General features: G+C 65.5%; 22 protein-coding genes. 7 read left to right on the top strand and 15 right to left on the bottom strand.

Annotated features, from left to right (window positions below; translation table 11 throughout):
* Nucleotides 1-27: 27 nt before the first annotated feature.
* The 3 genes from yajC to queA all read right to left on the bottom strand — a co-directional run bounded on the left by yajC (nt 28) and on the right by queA (nt 2744).
* Entirely contained in the window at nt 28-354 is a 327-nt protein-coding gene (yajC, locus tag K2O51_RS27390) for a preprotein translocase subunit YajC (protein ID WP_011298955.1), read from the bottom strand.
* A 183-nt stretch (nt 355-537) separates the two neighbouring features.
* The gene (gene tgt / locus K2O51_RS27385; protein ID WP_011298954.1) at nt 538-1668 is read right to left on the bottom strand and encodes a tRNA guanosine(34) transglycosylase Tgt; all 1131 of its coding nucleotides are present in this window, start codon (nt 1666-1668) and stop codon (nt 538-540) included.
* Nucleotides 1669-1694: 26 nt separating this feature from the next.
* Nucleotides 1695-2744, bottom strand: coding sequence for a tRNA preQ1(34) S-adenosylmethionine ribosyltransferase-isomerase QueA (gene queA, locus K2O51_RS27380; protein WP_011298953.1), 1050 nt, complete (start codon nt 2742-2744; stop codon nt 1695-1697).
* 147 nt (nt 2745-2891) lie between these two features.
* On the opposite strand from queA, the gene recG reads away from it, so the two are divergent.
* From recG to ubiA, 4 genes are all read left to right on the top strand, one after another.
* Complete coding sequence (gene recG / locus K2O51_RS27375) at nt 2892-5078, top strand: ATP-dependent DNA helicase RecG (protein ID WP_011298952.1); 2187 nt, start codon at nt 2892-2894, stop codon at nt 5076-5078.
* A gap of 110 nt (nt 5079-5188) precedes the next feature.
* Nucleotides 5189-6139 carry a LysR substrate-binding domain-containing protein gene (locus tag K2O51_RS27370; RefSeq protein WP_011298951.1) on the top strand — a complete coding sequence of 317 codons (951 nt, stop codon included), beginning with the start codon at nt 5189-5191 and terminating at the stop codon, nt 6137-6139.
* 267 nt (nt 6140-6406) lie between these two features.
* The gene (locus K2O51_RS27365) at nt 6407-6892 is read left to right on the top strand and encodes a Dps family protein (protein WP_011298950.1); all 486 of its coding nucleotides are present in this window, start codon (nt 6407-6409) and stop codon (nt 6890-6892) included.
* Nucleotides 6893-7042: 150 nt separating this feature from the next.
* Nucleotides 7043-7900, top strand: a complete 858-nt coding sequence (gene ubiA / locus K2O51_RS27360) for a 4-hydroxybenzoate octaprenyltransferase (RefSeq protein WP_011298949.1) — start codon at nt 7043-7045, stop codon at nt 7898-7900.
* An 81-nt stretch (nt 7901-7981) separates the two neighbouring features.
* Here ubiA and proC read toward each other — a convergent pair whose 3' ends face one another.
* On the bottom strand, nt 7982-8818 hold the full coding sequence (gene proC / locus K2O51_RS27355; protein ID WP_011298948.1) for a pyrroline-5-carboxylate reductase: 837 nt from the start codon (nt 8816-8818) through the stop codon (nt 7982-7984).
* Between the two features lie 45 nt (nt 8819-8863).
* On the bottom strand, nt 8864-9553 hold the full coding sequence (locus K2O51_RS27350; RefSeq protein WP_140951563.1) for a YggS family pyridoxal phosphate-dependent enzyme: 690 nt from the start codon (nt 9551-9553) through the stop codon (nt 8864-8866).
* A gap of 78 nt (nt 9554-9631) precedes the next feature.
* On the opposite strand from K2O51_RS27350, the gene K2O51_RS27345 reads away from it, so the two are divergent.
* The 3 genes from K2O51_RS27345 (at nt 9632) to K2O51_RS27335 (ending at nt 12426) form a co-directional block, all read left to right on the top strand.
* Nucleotides 9632-10675 (top strand): type IV pilus twitching motility protein PilT, encoded by a 1044-nt coding sequence (locus K2O51_RS27345; protein ID WP_011298946.1) that lies wholly within the window; start codon nt 9632-9634, stop codon nt 10673-10675.
* Between the two features lie 85 nt (nt 10676-10760).
* Nucleotides 10761-11900 (top strand): PilT/PilU family type 4a pilus ATPase, encoded by a 1140-nt coding sequence (locus K2O51_RS27340; RefSeq protein WP_011298945.1) that lies wholly within the window; start codon nt 10761-10763, stop codon nt 11898-11900.
* 31 nt (nt 11901-11931) lie between these two features.
* A complete protein-coding gene (locus tag K2O51_RS27335; protein WP_011298944.1) occupies nt 11932-12426 on the top strand; it encodes a glutathione peroxidase in 495 nt (164 codons plus the stop codon).
* A gap of 6 nt (nt 12427-12432) precedes the next feature.
* On the opposite strand, the gene K2O51_RS27330 is transcribed toward K2O51_RS27335, so the two are convergent.
* The 10 genes from K2O51_RS27330 to K2O51_RS27285 form a co-directional block, all read right to left on the bottom strand.
* Complete coding sequence (locus K2O51_RS27330) at nt 12433-13122, bottom strand: helix-turn-helix transcriptional regulator (RefSeq protein ID WP_011298943.1); 690 nt, start codon at nt 13120-13122, stop codon at nt 12433-12435.
* A gap of 22 nt (nt 13123-13144) precedes the next feature.
* Nucleotides 13145-13516 (bottom strand): VOC family protein, encoded by a 372-nt coding sequence (locus K2O51_RS27325; protein WP_011298942.1) that lies wholly within the window; start codon nt 13514-13516, stop codon nt 13145-13147.
* Nucleotides 13517-13602: 86 nt separating this feature from the next.
* A complete protein-coding gene (locus K2O51_RS27320; protein ID WP_011298941.1) occupies nt 13603-14328 on the bottom strand; it encodes an LrgB family protein in 726 nt (241 codons plus the stop codon).
* Nucleotides 14325-14717 (bottom strand): CidA/LrgA family protein, encoded by a 393-nt coding sequence (locus K2O51_RS27315; protein ID WP_011298940.1) that lies wholly within the window; start codon nt 14715-14717, stop codon nt 14325-14327. Before K2O51_RS27315 ends, K2O51_RS27320 begins: the two co-directional genes overlap by 4 nt.
* Nucleotides 14718-14792: 75 nt before the next feature.
* Nucleotides 14793-16046: a glycolate oxidase subunit GlcF gene (glcF, locus tag K2O51_RS27310; RefSeq protein WP_011298939.1), complete on the bottom strand. Its 1254-nt coding sequence runs from the start codon at nt 16044-16046 to the stop codon at nt 14793-14795.
* A gap of 43 nt (nt 16047-16089) precedes the next feature.
* On the bottom strand, nt 16090-17193 hold the full coding sequence (glcE, locus tag K2O51_RS27305) for a glycolate oxidase subunit GlcE (protein ID WP_011298938.1): 1104 nt from the start codon (nt 17191-17193) through the stop codon (nt 16090-16092).
* Nucleotides 17194-17236: 43 nt separating this feature from the next.
* On the bottom strand, nt 17237-18157 hold the full coding sequence (locus K2O51_RS27300) for an ion transporter (protein WP_011298937.1): 921 nt from the start codon (nt 18155-18157) through the stop codon (nt 17237-17239).
* A gap of 14 nt (nt 18158-18171) precedes the next feature.
* Complete coding sequence (locus K2O51_RS27295; protein ID WP_011298936.1) at nt 18172-19692, bottom strand: FAD-linked oxidase C-terminal domain-containing protein; 1521 nt, start codon at nt 19690-19692, stop codon at nt 18172-18174.
* 220 nt (nt 19693-19912) lie between these two features.
* Nucleotides 19913-20431, bottom strand: coding sequence for a GNAT family N-acetyltransferase (locus tag K2O51_RS27290; RefSeq protein WP_011298935.1), 519 nt, complete (start codon nt 20429-20431; stop codon nt 19913-19915).
* A 14-nt stretch (nt 20432-20445) separates the two neighbouring features.
* On the bottom strand, nt 20446-21336 hold the full coding sequence (locus K2O51_RS27285) for a LysR substrate-binding domain-containing protein (protein ID WP_011298934.1): 891 nt from the start codon (nt 21334-21336) through the stop codon (nt 20446-20448).
* Nucleotides 21337-21338 lie beyond the last annotated feature (2 nt).

Genomic DNA, 21338 nt, shown 5'->3' with positions numbered 1-21338 from the left:
GACAAAGGGCAGTGTCGCGAACAGGAATCAGAGCGACTTCAGCGAGCCCTTCGGCAGTACCGTGGTCACGGCGTTCTTCTGCACGGTGATTTCGGTGCCCGGGGCGATTTCCAGGCTCACGTACTGGTCGGTCACCTTGGTGACCTTGCCCAGGATGCCGCCGGCCGTGACGACTTCGTCGTTCTTGGCCAGTGCTTCCATCATTGCCTTGGCTTCCTTCTGGCGCTTCATCTGCGGGCGGATCATGATGAACCACAGCACGCCAAACATCAGGATGATGGGCAGGAAGCTCATCAGGCCACCCGCTGCGCCGCCGACACCGGCGGTCTGGGCGAATGCGTTAGAAATCAGCACGTTGATTCTCCGTCACAAAAGTCATTCAAGTAATCGACCATTCTATCACCCGTGCAAGGCCGGCCCTGGCATTCTAGGGCGGGAATCCGGGTTTGTTCGGGGTGCGTTGCGGGCGACTTGGCGCAGATGCGCGACAGACCCGTCGCCCGGTATTCGACCGCGCCGCGTCGGAAAGTTCGCGGCTCAGCGCGTGCCGCGCGCGCGGTCGCTGGCGAACTGGCGGCGGAAGTCGCTGAAGCGGTGCTGCTCGATGGACTCGCGCACCTCGCGCATGAGCTGCAGGTAGTAGTGCAGGTTGTGAATCGTGTTCAGGCGTGCGCCAAGAATTTCGCCGACACGGTGCAGATGGTGCAGGTACGCGCGCGAGAAATTGCGGCAGGTGTAGCACGCGCAGCTTTCGTCGAGCGGGCGCGGGTCATTGCGGTGCGCAGCGTTTCGGATCTTGACGTCGCCGTAGCGCGTGAACAGCCAGCCGTTGCGCGCGTTGCGGGTCGGCATCACGCAATCGAACATGTCGACGCCAGCCGCCACGCCCGCCACCAGATCTTCCGGCGTGCCGACGCCCATCAGGTAATGCGGCTTGTCGGCCGGCAGGCGCGGCGCCACGTGCTCGAGCACGCGCATCATGTCTTCCTTTGGCTCGCCCACCGACAGGCCGCCAATCGCGAAGCCATGGAAATCCAGTTCGGACAGGCCCGCCAGCGATTCATCACGCAGGTCCTCGAACATGCCGCCCTGGACGATGCCGAACAGCGCGTTCGGGTTGGCCAGCCGCTCGAACTCGTCGCGCGAGCGCTTGGCCCAGCGCAGGCTCATGCGCATCGATTTGGCCGCCTCTTCATGCGTGGCGGGGCGGCCTTCGATCTCGTACGGCGTGCATTCATCGAACTGCATGACGATGTCGGAGTTCAGCGTGCGCTGGATCTGCATCGAAATCTCGGGCGACAGGAACAGCTTGTCGCCGTTGACGGGCGACGCGAACGTGACGCCATCTTCAGTGATCTTGCGCAGGTCGCCGAGCGAAAACACCTGAAAGCCGCCAGAGTCGGTCAGGATCGGCTTGTCCCAGCCGATGAAGCGGTGCAGGCCCTCATGCGTGTTCACCACGTCCAGCCCCGGGCGCAGCCACAGGTGGAAAGTGTTGCCCAGGATGATCTCCGCGCCGATCTCGTTGAGTTCCAGCGGCGACATGGCCTTGACCGAGCCATAGGTGCCGACCGGCATGAAGATGGGCGTTTCGACCACGCCGTGGTTCAGCGTGACCCGGCCGCGTCGTGCGTTGCCGTCGGTAGTGATGAGTTCGAAATTGAGCATGGCGGGATTCGGTTCGGCTTCAGGCGTTACTGGCGGGTCAGCAACATGGCATCGCCGTAGCTGAAGAAACGATAGCGCGCCTCGACCGCATGGCGGTACGCGGCGCGGATGGCTTCCACGCCGGCCAGCGCCGAGACCAGCATCAGAAGCGTCGACTTGGGCAGGTGGAAGTTGGTGATCAGGGCATCGACGAGCCGGAACTGGTAGCCCGGCGTGATGAAGATGTCGGTGTCGCCATTGCCGGCTTCGAGCGTGCCGTCGGGCTTGGCGGCCGATTCCAGTGCCCGCAGCGAGGTCGTGCCCACCGCAATGACACGGCCGCCGCGCTTGCGCGTTTCGCGAACGGCATCGGCCAGTTCCGGCGAAATCGCGTACCACTCGGAGTGCATCTTGTGTTCGGCGATGTTCTCGGTGCGTACCGGCTGGAAGGTGCCAGCGCCGACATGCAGCGTCAGGAACGCACGCCGCACGCCGGCGGCGTCGAGCCGCGCGAACAGTGCATCGTCGAAATGGAGGCCGGCCGTCGGCGCGGCCACGGCGCCGGGATTGCGCGCGTAAACGGTCTGGTAGCGGGTTTCGTCGTAGGCGTCGGGATCGTGCGTGATGTACGGCGGCAGCGGCAGGCGGCCGTACTGCTCGATCAGGTCCAGCGCGGGCGCGGGAAAGCGCAGCGTGAAGAACTGGTCGACGCGCGGGCCGACGGTGACAGCGAACGCGTCTTCGGCGAGGTGCAGCAGGCTGCCCTCGGCGGGCGTTTTCGATGCGCGCACCTGGGCCAGCACGGTGTGCGTATCGAGCACGCGCTCGACCAGCACCTCGACCTTGCCGCCGCTCGGCTTCTGGCCGAAGAAGCGCGCCTTGATCACGCGGGTATCGTTGAAGACCAGCAAATCTTCGGGCTTCAGGTACCCGATGATGTCGCTGAACGCGCGGTCGACGAGCCGGATGGCATCGGGCTGCTCGCCTGGCGCGAGGCGCTCGACCACGAGCAGCCGGCTCGCACTGCGGTCGGGCAGCGCGCTCTGTGCAATCAGTTCGGGTGGCAGCGGAAAGTCGAAATCGGACAGCGTCAACATGGGGAAACGGCAATGCCCCGGCAAGGCGCCGCGCGGAGCGGCAACCGGGATAGGTACAATCGGCGAATCCGATATTGTAAGGCTTGGGCGCCAGGCGCCGCCCGGCCCGGTGTGATCCCCCTTATTTCTCCGCCCGCCCGATTACCGATGCCCGGAACCGCCACCGAACCCACCGAGGACAAAGCCGAAGCCCCCGACTCAGCGCCGTCCGCGAAGGCCAAGGCAGCGGGCAAGGCTGGGAGCAAGGCGACGGGCAAGGACAGCAAGCCATCGTCCGCCGTCGCGCGGCTCGCCAAGATGGGGCTGCGGCGCAGCGTCGACCTCGTGCTGCATCTGCCGATGCGCTACGAGGACGAAACCACGCTGATGCCGATCGCTGAAGCCATCCGCCGCTCCGGGCTCGGCCAGCCGGCACAGGTCGAAGGCGAAGTGATTTCCAATGAAGTCACGTTCCGCCCGCGTCGCCAGCTCGTCGTGAAGATCGCTGACGACAGCGGCGAACTCACGCTGCGCTTCCTGAATTTCTACGGCAGCCAGACCAAGCAGATGGAAGAGGGCGTGCGCCTGCGCGTGCGCGGCGAAGTCCGCGGCGGCTTCTTCGGGGCCGAGATGGTGCACCCGACGGTGCGGCCGGTCGCACCGGATGAGCCCTTGCCAGACCGGCTCACGCCCGTCTATCCCGCCACGGCCGGTATTTCGCAAGCCTATCTGCGCAAAGCCATCTCCGGCGCGCTAGCGCGTACGCCCTTGCCCGAGACGCTGCCCCCCGCCGTGCTCGAAGGCCCGGTCGCAAAGCTAAAGCTGCGCCCGCTCGCCGAATCCCTGCGCCTGCTGCATACGCCGCCACCGCAGGAAAGCGAGGCGGCACTGGCCGACCGGTCGCATCCGGCCTGGCAGCGCATCAAGTTTGATGAACTGCTCGCTCAGCAGATTTCCTTGCGGCGTGCCCACGAGGCGCGGCGCGAAAAGAACGCGCCATCGATGCCCCGGCAGGAAGGCGGCCTGCTCACGCGCTTCCTGGCCGCACTGCCGTTCCGCCTGACCGGCGCCCAGCAGCGCGTCGTCGAGGAAATCGCGGCCGACATGACCGCGCAGCACCCGATGCACCGTCTGCTGCAGGGCGACGTGGGCAGCGGCAAGACCATCGTCGCGGCGCTGGCCGCGTGCCAGGCCATCGACGCCGGCTACCAGGCCGCGATCATGGCGCCGACGGAAATCCTGGCCGAGCAGCACTATCGCAAGCTGTCGGCGTGGCTCGAGCCGCTGGGCGTGCCGGTGGTATGGCTCGCCGGCAGCCTCAAGGCGCGCGAGAAGCGCGAGGCCGTGGCTCGCGTGGAGTCAGGGGAAGCGCGGCTAGCCATCGGCACGCATGCGCTGATCCAGGACACCGTGCGCTTCGCCAGGCTGGGCTTGTCAGTGGTGGACGAGCAGCACCGCTTCGGCGTCGCGCAGCGGCTGGCGTTGCGTGGCAAGGCCGGCAGCGCGGAGCCTGCTCAAACTGCCCCGGACACCGTCCCGCACCAGCTGATGATGTCGGCCACGCCGATTCCCCGCACGCTGGCCATGACGTATTACGCCGACCTCGACGTATCCGTGATCGACGAATTGCCGCCGGGCCGCACGCCGATCGTCACGCGCCTGGTCAATGACGAGCGGCGTGACGAAGTCATCGACCGTATCCACCATGCCGCCGCAGAAGGGCGCCAGGTCTACTGGGTCTGCCCGCTGATCGAGGAAAGCGAAGCCCTGCAGCTCCAGACCGCGGTGGAAACCTATGAAACGCTGGTCGCCGCGCTGCCGGACCTGCGCGTCGGCCTGGTCCACGGCCGCCTGCCGCCGGCCGAGAAGGCGTCCGTGATGGACGATTTCAGCGCCAACCGCCTGCAGGTGCTGGTGGCGACGACGGTGATCGAAGTCGGCGTAGATGTACCCAATGCCTCGTTGATGGTGATCGAGCATGCCGAGCGTTTCGGCCTCGCGCAGCTCCACCAGTTGCGCGGCCGCGTCGGGCGGGGCACCGCGGAGTCCGTCTGCCTGCTGATGTACCAGGCGCCGCTGTCGCCCACGGCGCGCGAGCGCCTTGCGACCATGCGCGAGACGACCGACGGCTTCGAGATCGCGCGGCGCGACCTCGATATCCGCGGGCCAGGCGAATTTCTCGGTGCGCGACAGTCCGGTGAAGCGATGCTTCGCTTCGCCGACCTGAACACCGATGCGTGGCTCGTCGAATATGCTCGGGAAGCCGCACAGGTGATGCTTGCGCAGTTTCCTGAGGCGGTGGAGGCGCATCTGTCGCGCTGGCTCGGCGGGCGCGAGCACTACCTGAAGGCCTGAGCTACGGCTCTTTTTGACGACGCAGTGGCCTGTTCGCCGCATTCGCGCGGCGTTCTGACAGATTCGGGAATCGAAGGTAAAATCTATCGCCTACCGCACATTGATAAGTCATGACGCTCACCGAACTGAAGTACATCGTCGCCGTGGCGCGAGAGCGCCATTTCGGCCGTGCTGCCGAAGCGTGCTTCGTATCGCAGCCGACCCTGTCGGTGGCGATCAAGAAGCTGGAAGACGAACTCAACGTGCAGATCTTCGAGCGCGGCACCTCGGAGGTCTCCGTGACCTCCGTCGGCGAGCAGATCGTGGCCCAGGCCCAGCGCGTGCTCGAACAGACCATGGCCATCCGCGAGATTGCCAAACAGGGCAAGGACCCGCTGGCCGGTCCGCTGCGAGTCGGTGTGATCTACACGATCGGGCCGTACCTGCTGCCGGCCCTGGTCAAGCAGATGATCGAGAACGTACCGCAGATGCCGCTGATGCTGCAGGAGAACTACACGGTCAAGCTGATCGAACTGCTCAAGCAGGGCGAGATCGATTGCGCGATCATGGCTGAGCCGTTTGCCGATTCCGGTCTCACTGTGCGGCCGCTCTATGACGAACCTTTCGTCGTTGCCGTGCCGCGCGGGCACCAGCTTGCGCAGGTCAGCCATGTTGATCCGGATGAGCTGAAGCAGCAGACCATGCTGCTGCTTGGTAGCGGGCATTGCTTCCGTGATCATGTGCTTGGCGTTTGCCCCGAGCTGTCGCGCTTCTCGCAGGCGTCGGACGGGATCCAGAAGACGTTTGAAGGCTCGTCCCTCGAGACCATTCGCCATATGGTGGCGAGCGGCGTAGGAATAACCGTGCTGCCGCGCACGTCTGTGCCGGATATGAAGGCCAAGGGCGATATGCTGGCCTATGTGCCGTTTGCCGAGCCCGTACCTGACCGGCGCGTGGTATTGGCCTGGCGGAAGAGTTTTACGCGGCTGCCAGCTATGGAGGCGTTGGCGAACGCGGTGGCGGCGTGTGAATTGCCGGGGGTCAGGAAGTTGAATGCCAAGGAGTTGGCTGAGGCGGCTTGACGGGTTGTCGTTCTTGGCGGCGCCGCTATTTCGTCGGCGTAGCCGGCGACCTGCTTGCAGCCGCGTAGAGTCAGGAAATCGGGCGCGGGCGCCTGCCAGGCGCGATCACCACCGCCACCAGAAACCCATACATATCAATTGCCTCGGGGTTTGTCCGGGCTTGCATGGTAATGCAATAATGTCGGGGTTATGCCACCCAGCGCGGGTTGGGCTGCCCTTGGGCGGCGACCCATGCTTTCCCAGTTTTCCGAACGGAGCGTAATCACCATGGCAAAGAAGAATGAGATGAGCGTGAACATCGGCATTTCCGACAAGGACCGCAAGAAGATCGCGGAAGGCCTGTCGAAGCTGCTGGCTGACACCTACACCCTCTACCTCAAGACCCATAACTTCCACTGGAACGTGACGGGTCCCATGTTCAACACGCTGCATCTGATGTTCGAGACGCAGTACAACGAACTGGCGCTGGCCGTCGATTCCATCGCCGAGCGCATCCGCGCGCTGGGCTATCCGGCTCCGGGCACCTACAAGGAATACGCGCGTCTATCGTCGATCCAGGAAGAGGAAGGCGTGCCGGAAGCGACCGAAATGATCCGCAAGCTCGTCGAAGGCCAGGAAGCCGTGGTGCGCACCGCGCGCTCGATCTTCCCGCTGGTCGATGCCGCCAGCGACGAACCGTCGGCCGACCTGCTGACCCAGCGCATGCAGACACACGAAAAGACTGCGTGGATGCTGCGCTCGATGCTGGCCTGATGGCCATCTGATCCCCATGCTGCCCCAACGCGCCGCAACCGTCCTGGCTGCGGCGCGTTTTCGTTCGATGGGCGCTGTCCGTTGAACGCGTGCTCCTCCGATTCCTCTCGCCCCGCTGTCGCCGTGTTGCTTTCCTTCCCCCAAGCTCCCATGTCTGAACGCCTAGCCCTCTATGCGCGCCTGGTGCGCATCGACAAGCCCATCGGCACGCTGCTGCTGCTGTGGCCCACGCTGTGGGCGCTGTGGATGGCGGCCGGTGGCCCACCTGCGCTGAGCGTGTTCTGCATCTTCTTTGCCGGCACGTTCCTGATGCGCTCGGCAGGCTGCGCGATCAACGACTATGCCGACCGCGATTTTGACAAGCATGTGAAACGCACGAAGGAACGCCCGCTGACCGCGGGAAAGATCGCGGCGTGGGAAGCGGTGCTGATTGCCGCCGTGCTCGCGCTGATCGCATTCGCGCTGATCCTGCCGCTGAACAGCCTGACCAAATGGCTCGCGGTGGTGGCTGCCGTGGTAGCTGGCACGTATCCGTTCTTCAAGCGCTTTTTCGCGATTCCGCAGGCTTACCTCGGCATTGCGTTTGGCTTCGGCATTCCGATGGCATTCGCGGCCGTGCAGGATCAGGTGCCGCTGGTGGCGTGGGTGATGTTGCTGGCGAATGTGTTCTGGGCGGTCGCCTATGACACGGCCTACGCGATGGTGGACCGCGACGATGACCTGCTGATTGGCATCAAGACTTCGGCCATCACGTTTGGCCGCTTTGATGTGGCCGCGATCATGCTGTGCTACGCGGCGTTCCTGGTGCTGATGGGCTGGGCAGGCGTGATGCTGTCGCTGGGGTGGCCGTATTGGGTGGGGCTGGCTGCTGCGGCGGTTTGCGCCGGCTATCACTACACGCTGATCCGCGACCGGGATCGCATGCGGTGTTTTGCGGCGTTTCGCCATAACAACTGGCTGGGTGCCTGCGTGTTTGCGGGAACCGCGGTGGCCTACGCGATCCGCTAGGTTTTCTCCCCTCTCCCCTTCACAAGGGAGGGGGGAGCCGGTCTGCTGTATGGCGAGCGCCCTGTCAGATTAAACGCCCGCTCAATCCTTCCCGAACTCTTCCCCCATCTCCTTCCCACGCGCCGCTGCAGCCTGCATGGCGCGCACGAAAGCATCGCCGATTCCAGCGCTTTCCATGGCAGTGAGCGCCGCATACGTCGTGCCACCCTTGGATGTCACCCGCTCGCGCAACGTAGCGACCGGTTCCGTCGATTGCCCGGCCAGCGTGGCTGCCCCGAGGAAAGTCTGCACCGCAAGCTCGCGACCCTGCTGCGTGGTCAGGCCGAGTTCCGTCGCCGCACGTTCCATCGCTTCGATGAAATAGAACACATAAGCCGGACCGCTGCCCGAAATGGCCGTAACCGCGTCGATCTGCTCATCGCCATCGACCCATGCGCTCTTGCCCACGGCTTCCGCCACGGCGGAGGCAATCGCGCGATCGTGTTGCGATAGTCCGGCGGGCGCGGCCAAGCCCGTCATACCCATGCCCGACAGTGCGGGCGTATTCGGCATGGCGCGCACCAGACGCGTGCGGCCGCCCAGCCAGCGCTCCATGTCCTGCAGGCGAATCCCGGCGGCGACGCTGATGATCAGGTTGCCGGCGCCAGTCGCAGGCAGGTGCGGCAGCAAGCTGGCGGCGGCTTCACGGAACTGCTGTGGCTTGACGGCCAGCACCAGGACGTCGGACCCACCGAACGCCGCGTCGGGTGCGCCGGCGACATGCACGCGCAGGTCGCGCACCAGGCGCTGCTGCGCATCGGGGAACGGATCGACCACGCGGATCGAACCGGCGGGCACGCCGCGGGCGATCAGGCCGCTGATCAGCGCGGTGGCCATATTGCCGCCGCCAAGGAAGCCGAAGGTCAGGGTGTCGAGCATGTCAGTCTCTGGCTGGAATGGTGTAGGGAAATGCTGTCGTGGCGCTCAAGCGCGTGCGCCGAAAATGGCCGTGCCGATGCGCACGATGGTGGCGCCTTCTGCGATCGCTGCGTTCATGTCGCCCGACATGCCCATCGACAAGGTGTCGAGCTGCAGGCCTTCGGCCTGCAGCGATTGCAACAGGTTGCGCATGGCGGTGAATGGCTCGCGCTGTGCCGCAGGATCGGTCGCCGGTTCGGGAATCGCCATCAGCCCGCGCAGCCGCAGGCCGGGCAGGGCGGCTACGGCGCGAGCCAGTTCCGGCACCTCGCCGGGGGCTACGCCGCTCTTGCTTGCCTCGTTGCTGATATTCACCTGGATGCAGACCTGCAGCGGCGCCATGCCGGCCGGGCGCTGTTCCGACAGCCGTTGTGCGATCTTGAGGCGATCGAGCGCATGCACCCAGTCAAAATGCTCGGCGACGAGACGCGTCTTGTTGCTTTGCAGCGGCCCGATGAAATGCCATGTGATCTGGCTGCGCAGGTCGGCCAGCGCGACGATCTTTTCCACGCCTTCCTGCACGTAGTTTTCGCCAAAAGCGCGCTGTCCGGCCTCGAATGCCTCGCGCACGATGCCAGGCGCGACAGTCTTGGAAACGGCCAGCAGCGCCACCTCTTCGGGCGTCCTTCCGGCTTGTTGTGCCGCCGCCGCGATGCCGCGGTACACAGCTTGCAAGTTGGCGGCAATTACAGACATAATCCGGCGGACATACAGAAGAAGTAAAAAGAAGTACTAAAAGTACTGCATACAATTAATCGGGTGGGGTCATTATAGATGGACATCGCGCAGCTATTGGCTTTCGCAGTCAAGAACAAGGCGTCCGATTTGCATCTCTCGGCGGACATGCCGCCGATGGTACGTATCCACGGCGACATGCGGCGCATCAATGTCGCGTCCATGGCGCACAAGGACGTCCACGCCATGGTGTACGACATCATGAGCGACTCCCAGCGCAAGGTTTACGAAGAACGGCTCGAGATCGATTTCTCGTTTGAGATCGGCGGCCTGTCGCGTTTCCGGGTCAACGCCTACAACACGCAACGCGGCGCGGCCGCGGTGTTCCGTACGATTCCCTCGAAGGTTCTCACGCTTGAAGAGCTGCGCGCGCCGGCGGTGTTCGCCGACCTGTGCATGAAGCCGCGTGGCCTGGTGCTGGTGACCGGGCCGACCGGCTCGGGCAAGTCGACCACGCTCGCGGCAATGGTCGATCACCGCAACGAAAACGACATGGGCCACATCCTCACGGTGGAAGACCCGATCGAATTCGTGCACCAGTCGAAGAAGAGCCTGATCAACCAGCGCGAACTCGGTCCGCACACGCATTCGTTTGCCAACGCGCTGCGTTCGGCACTGCGTGAAGACCCGGACGTGATCCTCGTCGGCGAATTGCGCGATCTTGAAACCATCCGCCTCGCGCTGACCGCGGCGGAAACCGGCCACCTGGTTTTCGGCACGCTGCACACGAGTTCCGCGGCCAAGACCATCGACCGTGTGGTAGACGTGTTCCCGCCCGAAGAGAAGGACATGGTGCGCACAATGCTGTCCGAATCGCTCGAGGCGGTGATCTCGCAGACGCTGCTCAAGACGCGCGACGGCAATGGCCGTACCGCGGCGCACGAGATCATGATCGCCACGCCCGCGATCCGCCATCTGATCCGCGAGAACAAGATTGCACAGATGTACTCGATGATGCAGACCAGCAGCGGCCTGGGCATGCAGACGCTGGACCAGTGCCTGTCGGACCTGATCAAGCGCAGCCTGATCAGCTACAGCGACGCGCGCGCCATCGCCAAGAACCCGGACGCCTTCATGGGCTGAGTCCCGCGCCGTGCCGTGCCGCGCCGTGCGCGCGGCCGCCGTTCCGCTCCATCCGCCCAATTCGTCCATTCAGCAGGACCACGCCATGCTCGACCGCGAATCCGCCGCCAAGTACATCAACGACCTGCTCGAGCTTATGGTGAGCAACCGCGGGTCGGACCTGTTCATCACCTCCGACTTTCCGCCGGCTATCAAGGTCGATGGCAAGATCACGCCCGTCTCGCAGCAGCCGCTGAATCCTACGCAGGCGCTGGGCCTGGTGCGTTCGATCATGAACGAGCGCCAGGTCAAGGAGTTCGACGACAGCCGTGAATGCAACTTCGCCATCTCGGCGCCCAAGGCCGGCCGCTTCCGCGTATCGGCCTTTATCCAGCAGGGCAAGGCCGGCATGGTGGTGCGGACCATCAACACGCGCATTCCGTCGGTGTCGGACCTTGACTTGCCGCCCACGCTTCACGAGATCGTCATGTCCAAGCGCGGCCTGGTGATCGTGACCGGCGCCACGGGCTCGGGCAAGTCGACCACGCTCGCGGCGATGCTCGATCACCGCAATGCGCATTCGTACGGCCACATCATCACCATCGAGGACCCGATCGAATACGTGCATGCGCACCAGAACTGCGTCGTCACACAGCGCGAGGTGGGCATCGATACCGAGTCCTGGCATGTGGCGCTGAAGAACACCCTGCGCCAGGCGCCCGACGTGATCCTGATCGGCGAAATCCGCGATCGCGAGACCATGGAATACGCGATGCAGTACGCGGAAACCGGCCACCTGTGCCTGGCCACGCTGCACGCCAACAACGCCAACCAGGCGATCGACCGTATTGTCAACTTCTTCCCGGAAGAGAAGCGCCAGCAGTTGCTGATCGACCTGTCGCTGAACCTGAAGGCCATGGTGTCGCAGCGGCTGCTGCCGCGAGCGGGCCGCAAGGGGCGTGTGCCGGCCGTCGAAATCATGATCGGCACGCCGCTGGTGGCCGACCTTATCTTCAAGGGCGAGATCCACGAACTCAAGGAAGTGATCAAGAAATCGCGCGAGCAGGGCATGATTTCGTTCGACCAGGCGTTGTTCGACCTGCACGAAAGCGGCAAGATCACGTATGAGGACGCGCTGCGCAATGCCGATTCGCTCAATGACCTTCGGCTGATGATCAAGCTGCACAGTGCGACCAGGAAGGACAGCGATTTGGGTGCCGGCACCGAGCACTTGAACGTTATCTGATCCGCGCGTCCGTTCCAGGAGCCAAGTCCGCATGAGCAATGTCTACCAGTTCGAAGCCAAGTCCCTCGCGGGGCAGCCCGTGCCGCTGTCGCAGTTCCGCGGCAAGGTACTGCTGATCGTCAACACCGCCAGCGAATGCGGCTTTACGCCGCAGTACGCGGGCCTGCAGGCCCTGCACGACGCGTACGCCGCGCGCGGACTCGAAGTGCTGGGATTCCCGTGCAACCAGTTCGGCAAGCAGGAGCCAGGCGACGCGCAGCAGATCGGCCAGTTCTGCGAATCGCGCTTCAGCGTCAAGTTTCCGATGTTCGCCAAGATCGACGTGAAGGGGCCTGACGCGCACCCGCTATACCAATGGCTCACCAGCGCGAAGCGCGGCGTGCTCGGCACGCAGGCAATCAAGTGGAATTTCACCAAGTTCCTGCTGCGCCGTGACGGCACGGTCTACAAGCGCTACGGGTCGATCACCAAGCCGGAAGAGATCCGCGCGGATATCGAAACGCTGCTGGCCGATCCGGCTGCCTGAAACACGCTATACGCCACTGGCCCGCACCGCGCGCAGAAAGCCGTTGAGCGAGCGGTCCGGCGTTTCGTGGAAGCGGTCGTCGAGCATGCGGATTTCGCGGCAGCGGTCCAGGCGAAAACTGCGGTAGTCGGTGCGCGTCGTGCACCATGCCGCCAGCAGCCATGCATTGCCCCAGAAAAACAGGCCGAGCGGCTGCACCACGCGTTCGGTGATGCGCTGTTCGGCATCACAATAGTCAAGCAGCAGAAGCCTTTGCGACCCAAGCGCGCCGTGCACGACGTCGAATGCCTCACGTACCTGCGCGCGATTGACATACTCCGGCGCGAACACGCGGCTTTGCTGCGCAGCTAGCCGGCGTGGCGGCGGCAGAGCTGCCATCAGCTTTTCCAGCGCGGGGTCGGCGGCGGCCGCGAGCGCACCACCGCCCCAGGCCTTGAGCAGGCGAAGGCCGGCCACCAGCGCTTCGACTTCGAGGGCGGTGAACATCAGCGGCGGGACATCGAAATCGGCACGCAGCCGATAGCCAATACCGGCCTCGCCCTCGACCGGCACGCCCGACAGCGACAGCGCCTGGATATCACGGTAGACCGTGCGCTCGGACACGCCGAGCCGCTGCGCGAGCAACGCCGCCGTGGTCAGGCGGCGCCCGCGCAGGACCTGGACGATCTGGAACAGGCGGTCGGCGCGGCGGCTCATCGGTCCTCCGGTATGGCGGGCATTAGCCCGTGAACGGCTCGTGCAGGCCGATGCGGTTGCCCTCGCTGTCGGCGATATGCGCGATGCGGCCGATGTCGCCGGGCAGCTGGAGCGGACCGAACACGGTCTTGCCGCCCGCGTGGGCCACGCGCTGCAGCAGCGCATCGAGCCCTGGCGCGTGCAGATAAGGCACCGGGCCGTAGTGCTGGCTGGGCCGGTAGCCTTCGCCGGCCACGAGCGCGCCGCCGGGATCTGGGTTCGGGAACACCGCCATGTCGACCTGGCTCATGGTTTCGCGCTTGAGCGTCGTTTGGAATACCTGCTCGTAGAAGTGGATCGCACGATGCATATCGACGACGGGGATCTCCAGCCAGTTGATCAGACCGTTGCTCATGATGGACTCCTTGGTCACGGGGAAAAGGAGTCCGCATCTTGCGCGGGGCCTGCTGACAGCGTCCTGTCAGGAGCGTGTCAGCACGTTCAGTGGGGCATCCAGGCCGCCAGCACCGGCACCATGATGGCTGTCAGCACGCCGTTGAGTCCCATGCCGAGCGCGGCGAATGCACCGGCTTCCTGGTTCACCTGGAATGCGCGCGCGGTGCCGATGCCGTGCGCCGCCACGCCAGTGGCGAAACCACGCACCGTGTAGTCGCGGACGCGCAGCAGGTTCAGCAGGCTGGTTGCGCTGACTGCGCCGATGATGCCGGTGGCCATCACCAGCACTGCGGTCAGCGAAGGCAGCCCGCCGATCTTCTCGGCTACGCCCATGGCGATCGGGATCGTCACCGACTTCGGTGCGAGCGACAGCACCGTCTCGCGCGATGCGCCGAGCAGCCATGCAATGCCGACCGCCGATACCACCGCGACCAGCGATCCGGCGACGAGGCCTACCAGCAGCGGGAACACATGCGTGCGCAGCTTGGGCAGTTGCAGGTAGAGCGGCACGGCCAGCGCCACGGTGGCGGGGCCGAGCAGGAAGTGCACGAACTGCGCACCATCGAAGTAGGTCTTGTACGGCGTGCCCGTGACTGTCAGCACCGTGACCAGCAGCGCCACGGCGATCATCACCGGGTTGGCCAGCGGCGAGAAACGCGAGCGCTCGTAGATGCGGAACGCGAACACATAGGCCAGCAGCGTTGCGGTCAGCCCGACCAGCGGGCTCGCGGCAAGGTAGACCCAGATCTCGTTGAGGCGGGGCGTCATCATGCTTGTTCTCCGCTGTGGTCGGCAGCATTGGCAGCCTGCGCGGCGGGCGCCTTGGGCTTGCGCATCAGCATGCGCGTGACCACGGCGGTGGTCGCGATGGCGAGCCAGGTCGATACCACGAGTGCGATCAGGATTGGCATCCACTCGCCTTCGATGCGGTTCGCGTGGACCATGATGCCGACGCCGGCCGGCACGAACAGCAGCGACAGGTGCTTGAGCAGTTCGCTGGTCGTGCCCTGGATGATGGGCAGCAGGCGGTCGTCGAAGACGAGCCAGCCGAACAGCATGATCATGCCCAGCACGGGGCCGGGCACGGGCAGGCGCAGCGCGTAGCTGACCACCTCGCCGACGGATTGGAAAACCAGGAGGATGGCAAAGGTCTGGAGCATGAGGGCGTCTTGGTTGTACTGTTTATCCCCGCTCCCGCAAGCGGGAGCGGGGAGACAACCACGCCCCGGGGCTGTTCAGCCCAGCATCTTGTCCACCAGTTCGATCCAGTGCACGACCGGCGTTTCAGTGCCGCCCTGCAGGTGGGTGATGCAGCCGATATTGGCCGACACGATGGCTTCGGGCTCGGTGGCCTGCAGTTTGGCGAGCTTGTCGTCGCGCAGGCGGTAGGCCAGTTCCGGCTGCAACACGGAATACGTGCCCGCCGAGCCGCAGCACAGGTGGCTGTCAGCGCAGAGTTTGACTTCCACACCGAGGCCGGTCAAGAGCGCTTCGACCTTGCCGCGGATCTGCTGGCCGTGCTGAAGGGTGCATGGCGGGTGGTACGCCACGCGGCGTCCATCGCGCGGCACCGCGCCGGCGCGCTTGTGCAGCAGGTCGGCAAAGTCCGGCAGGATCTCCGACAGGTCGCGCGTGAGTGCCGAGACGCGGCGCGCGCGCTCGGCGTAGCGGGGGTCGTTGCGCAGCAGGTGGCCGTAGTCCTTGACCATGGCACCGCAGCCCGATGCGGTCATGACGATGGCCTCGGCGCCCGCTTCGAGATGCGGCCACCATGCATCGATATTGCGGCGCATATTGTCGAGGCCGCCATCGTGGTCGCCGGTGTGGAAGCGGATGGCGCCACAACAGCCCGCTTCGCGCGCCACGATCAGTTGTACGCCGACACGGTCGAACACGCGCGCGGTTGCGGCATTGATGTTGGGCGACATGGCCGGTTGCACGCAACCGTCGAGCAACAGCATCTTGCGTGCATGCGTGGTGCGCGGCCATTGGCCGGGCTCGGCGGACTTGCTGAGTTGGGGCACTTTGTTGCGCAGCGTGGGCGGCAGCATCGGCCGCACCATCTGCCCCAGCTTCAGCGCGGTGCCAAACAGGGCGGGGCGTGTCAGGCCTTCGCGCAGCACCCAGCGCGCCACGCGTTCGCGCGCGGGACGACGCACGCCGCGCGCTTCAAGCTGTTCATCCACCACCTGCCGGCCGATGTCCACGAGCCGCCCGTAGCGCACGCCCGAAGGGCAGGTCGATTCGCAGTTGCGGCACGTCAGGCAGCGGTCCAGGTGCAGACGTGTGCTTTCGCTGACGGCATTCCCCTCCAGCACCTGCTTCATCAGGTAGATGCGCCCGCGCGGGCCGTCGAGCTCGTCGCCGAGCAACTGGTAGGTCGGACAGGTAGCAGTGCAGAAGCCGCAGTGCACGCATTTGCCGACGATAGACTTGGCTTCCTCGCCTTCAGGCGTATTGCGGAGAAAATTGGCCAGGGTCGTTTGCATGGTGTGGGGTGGGTTTGCCTTGGCGTTGAACGATGCGCGCGGCTCAGAGGCCGGGGTACATGCGCTGCGGATTGAAGATGCCTGCCGGGTCGAAGGTGGCCTTCAGCCGTGCATGGATCGCGGCCAGCGGTGCGGCCAGTGGTGTGAACACGCCGACCGACTTGTCGCCGTTGCGGAACAGCGTGGCATGTCCGCCGACGGCCTGCGCGGTTCCCCGCACGAGCCTGGCATGGTTGCCGTCCGGGCCCGCATCGGGCAGCCACCAGCGCTGCCCGCCGCCCCATTCGACCAGCTGTGAGCCGGGCAGATCCAGCGGCGCCGATGTCGGCGGCACCGCCAGGCGCCACAGCGCGCGGCCCTGCAGCGCCGGCGCGAAGAACGCATGCGTCTGTTCGCGCAGCGACTGCCAGAAGACCACGCCTTCGTCCTGCGCGACGGCATCGCCGCCGAGCCGCGCGCGTGCGGCTCGCACTGCGGCCGTGGCGCCCGACAGCCGCACGTGCAACACGCCTTCATGCCATGCGGAAGCCGCGATCGGCAGCGGCTGGCCGCCCCACTGGTTAATGCGGTCGATGGCCTCGGCCTGGCTCATCGCAAAGCACAGCGTGGCGTCGTCGAACGGCGTCGGCAGCACCTTGAGCGAGACTTCGAGAATCAACCCCAGCGTGCCGAGCGATCCCGCCAGCAGCCGCGACACGTCATAGCCCGCGACGTTCTTCATGACCTGGCCGCCAAAGCTCATGACCTCGCCGTGGCCATCCATCATCTGCGCGCCCAGTACGAAGTCGCGCAGCGCACCGACCGATTGCCGGCGCGGACCGGACAGGCCCGCGGCCACGGCACCGCCGAGTGTCGCGCTGCTCGTTTGGCCCGGGGCGGCAAAATGCGGCGGCTCGAATGCCAGCATCTGGCGCTTCTCCGCGAGCGCGGCCTCGATCTCGGCCAGCGGCGTGCCGCAGCGTGCGGTGACCACCAGCTCGGCAGGATCGTATTCGACGATGCCGCGGTACGCGCGCGTATCGAGCAGTGCGCCGTCCATGGCATTGCCATAGAAGTCCTTGCTGCCGCCGCCGCGCAGGCGCAGCGGCGTGCGCGTCTCGGAGGCATGCCGTACGGCATCGCGGAGGGCGTCGAGAGTGGCTTGCATGTGGGTCCGGTTCTTTATCGTGCGGGTACGTATTGCCCGTGGGTCAGGCGTCTTTCCGGCGACCGCCGGCGGGCCCGCCCGGTACTTCTGGGCGGTCGTTCTGGTACTCGGGCAGTTTGCTGCCGCAATGCTTGCAGTACAGCGCATCCGCGTCGTGCCCCTCGGTCAGGCAGTGCGTGCAGGTGCGCGTCGTGAGCGGGCGTTTCATGATGCTGGCGGCCAGCTCGGCGCCGACGATGCCGGTCGGGAACGCGATGATGCCGTAGCCCAGCAGGATCGTCAGCGAGGTGATGAACTGCCCCAGCGGGGTCTTCGGCACCATGTCGCCAAAGCCAGTCGTGGTCAGCGTCACCACGGCCCAGTACATGCTCACAGGGATGCTCGTGAAGCCATGTTGCGGGCCTTCCACCACGTACATCACCGTGCCGAGGATCACGGTGATGATGAACACCGTGCCCAGGAACACGAAGATCTTGCGCCGGCTGTTAGCGAGCGCGCGGTACAGGATCTCGGCTTCCTCGAAGTACACCGTGAGCTTGAGGATCCGGAACACGCGCAGCAGCCGCAGCAGCCGTACATCGATCAGGAACGCGAGCTCCGGCAGGAAGAACGCGAGCCACGTCGGCATGATCGAGATGAAATCGATGACGCCGAAAAAGCTGAACACATAGCGCCACGGCCGCTGCACCACCAGGATCCGCATCACGTACTCGGCCGTGAACAGCAGCGTGAACATCCACTCGAGCACCGTGAACAGCGTGCGCAGGTGTTCGTTCACGCCTTGCAGGCTGTCGACCATCACGATCAGCACGCTGGCCACGATGGCGACCAGCAGCGTGATGTCGAACAGCCGGCCTTCGCGCGTATCGGCCTCGAAGATGATCGTGTACCAGCGCTCGCGCCAGCCGGTCTCGGGCCGGCCGAGGCGCTGGCGCAGGGTCTGGTTGGTCTCGCGGTGCGGCATGGCTGGCGCGTCGTTCAGAAGCGCGGCAGGTCGGGGTGGGGCAGCAGCCCCTTCTTGACGTGCATCTTGCCGTATTCGGCGCAGCGCGCGAGCGTCGGGATGGCCTTGTCCGGGTTCAGCAGTCGCGCCGGGTCGAAGGCAGCCTTGACGCCAAAGAAGGCATCGCGCTCGGACGGCGAGAACTGCACGCACATCGAGTTGAGCTTCTCCACGCCCACGCCGTGTTCGCCGGTGACGGTGCCGCCCAGTTCCACGCAAGCTTCCAGGATGTCCGAGCCAAACAGCTCGGCACGGTGCCACTGGTCCTCGTCCGCACCATCGAACAGGATCAGCGGATGCATATTGCCGTCGCCGGCATGGAACACGTTGATGCAGCGCAGCGCGTACTTGCGCTCCATCTCTTCGATGCGGCGCAGCAGTGTGCCGATATGCTTGCGCGGGATAGTGCCGTCCATGCAGTAATAGTCAGGCGAGATGCGGCCCGCCGCCGGGAACGCGTTCTTGCGGCCGCTCCAGAAACGCAGGCGCTCGGCTTCGTTCTGCGAGACGACGATGCGCGTGCACCCCGAAGCCGTCAGCACCGCGCTCATGCGCTCGATTTCCTCTGCGACCTCCTCGGGCGTGCCATCGGATTCGCATAGCAGGATGGCCGCGGCGTCGAGGTCGTAGCCAGCGTGCACGAACTCTTCCACGGCGGCCGTGGCGGGTTTGTCCATCATCTCCAGGCCTGCCGGGATGATGCCGGCCGCGATGATCGCGGCCACCGCGTTGCCGCCTTTTTCCACGTCGTCGAAGCAGGCCATGATCACCTGCGCAAGCTGGGGCTTCGGGATCAGGCGCACGGTGACTTCGGTTACCACGGCCAGCATGCCTTCGGAGCCGATCATTGCGGCGAGCAGATCCAGGCCCGGCGAATCCGGGGCTTCGGAGCCGAACACGACGACCTCGCCTTCCATCGTCACCGCGCGCACGCGCAGCACGTTATGCACGGTCAGGCCGTATTTCAGGCAGTGCACGCCGCCCGAATTTTCGCTGACGTTGCCGCCGATGGTGCAGGCGATCTGCGACGACGGATCGGGCGCGTAATACAGGTTGAAGGGAGCGGCGGCGTCGGAGATGGCCAGGTTGCGCACGCCCGGCTGGACCACCGCGGTGCGTGAGTGCGGGTCAACTTTCAGGATGCGCTTGAACTTGGCCAGCGACAGCACCAGCCCTTCGGCGATCGGCATGGCGCCGCCGGACAGGCTCGTCCCCGCGCCGCGCGGCACCACGGGCACGCTGAGCCTGTGGCACAGGCGCAGGATCGCGCAGACCTGTTCCTCGGTATCGGGCAGGGCCACGGCCATCGGCACCTGGCGGTAGGCGGCCAGGCCGTCGCACTCGTAGGGGACGGTGTCTTCCGGCTTCCACAGCAATGCGGCGTCCGGCAGGATCTGCGCAAGGCCCGCCAGCAGCGCGCTGCGGCGGCCATCGGCGGCGCCGTTACCGGCGGGTGTGGCGCCGGTGGTCAGTGGGGCTTCGTGCGGGGCATTCATGGCGACTCCTATGTGCCTGTCTGCGAGGCCGGCGTGCGGCCGGAGGGGACGGGTGACTATAGCGCAGCGCTTGCGCCGCCAGCACGCCCCGGTACGTGAATTCGGCACGGCAAGCCGATCAAAAATGCTCATCATGGCCACGGTCCGCTGTGCGGTGCCGGGCCTGCCAGATCAGCGTAGCATCGCCGGGCGCGTGCAGGGAAGGCCGCGCCGGGCGGCGTCAGGGTGCGGTCGTGGCCGGCAGCCGGTACACCATGTCGAGCTTGTCGTGGAAGTGCGGCGCAACGTACAGCGCTTCGGGTTCCAGGCCAAAGCGCACGAAGCCGAGCGATTCATACAGGCGCACCGCTCCGGTACTGCCCGCGTTGACGCACAGCGTGACCTGGCGCACGTCCGGCATGGCCGCGGCGCGTTGCAGCGCGAATTCCATCAGCGCGCGGCCGAGCTTGCGGTCGCGCCACGCGGGCGCAATGTACATGCCCCAGATGAACGCCTTGTGGCGGTGCTTGCGCTTGGCTTCGCGCAGTACGCCGACCACGCCGGCCAGTTCGCTGCCGTCAAAGGCGCCAAACACAGCGCCGTCGTCATTCGCGGCAAGACGCGCGGCCACGACCTCGATCGGCAGGTCTGTTTCCTCTTCCAGGCTGGAGGCGAATGCCTCGGGCGCCTCGACCAACCCGGCCAGGCGCAAGGCCTGGAAAGCGAGAGCATCGGTGGGGGTCAACAGGCGCAGTTCCATGGCGAGTCTCTTCCTTACCAGTCCAGGCTCAAGAGCCAGTCGACGAAGTAGCGCGCTTCGGGCTTGAGTGGCGCCTGTTCGCGCTCGACGATGTAGTAGCCGTGCGGCGACACCGATTCGATATCGAGCAGCCTTACCATCTGGCCCAGCGACAGCCAGTGCCGCGCCATGCGCTGGCGCACAAGCGCCACGCCCTGGTTGGAGGCGACCGCTTCCAGCATCAGGCCGATATCGTTGAGCTGCGGACCGGTCTGCGGCTCGGGCCAGTCCAGGCCGGCGGTTTCGAACCACGGCTTCCACGGTTCCAGCGGACTGCGCAGCAGCACCAGTCCGTGCAGATGCTCGGGCTTGGTGATGGCGCGGCCGTTGACGCGCTCGTAGTACTCGCGCCCGCAGGCCGGGAACACGGGCTCGACCAGCAGCTTGGTCGTCTTCAGGTCCGGATAGCGGCCCGTTCCGTAGCGGATCTCGACATCGGTGTCTTCGGCCTTCACGTCTAGGAACGGGATGGCCAGGTGCAGCTCGATGTCGATATGCGGATACAGCGCGCCGAACTCGGGCAAGCGCGGCACCAGGTGCTGGCGCCCGAACGTCGGTGGGATCGCCACGCGCAGCCGCGTGCGCATCTTGTTGTACTCGGGCCGCGCCAGTTCGTTGAGCGATTTGAGCGCGTCCTGCACGTTGCGCAGATAACGCGTGCCGGCCGCAGTCAGGCGCAGCGCAGCGTTCGAGCGCACGAACAGATCCTCGCCCCAGAGCTCTTCCAGGTTCTTGATGCGGTGCGACACCGCGCTGGGCGTGACCGACAACTCCTCGGCCGCGCGCGCGAAACTGCCCAGGCGCGCCGCGGCCTCAAAGGCCACGAGCAGGTGCAGAGGCGGGACGCGGTTGAACATCGAAGCCATGC

Origin of the sequence: Cupriavidus pinatubonensis (assembly GCF_019602855.1) — a bacterium.
GTDB classification, from domain to species: domain Bacteria; phylum Pseudomonadota; class Gammaproteobacteria; order Burkholderiales; family Burkholderiaceae; genus Cupriavidus; species Cupriavidus pinatubonensis.
Note: the sequence above shows the minus strand (reverse complement) of the source record. Positions and strands in the feature narration are given on the sequence as shown.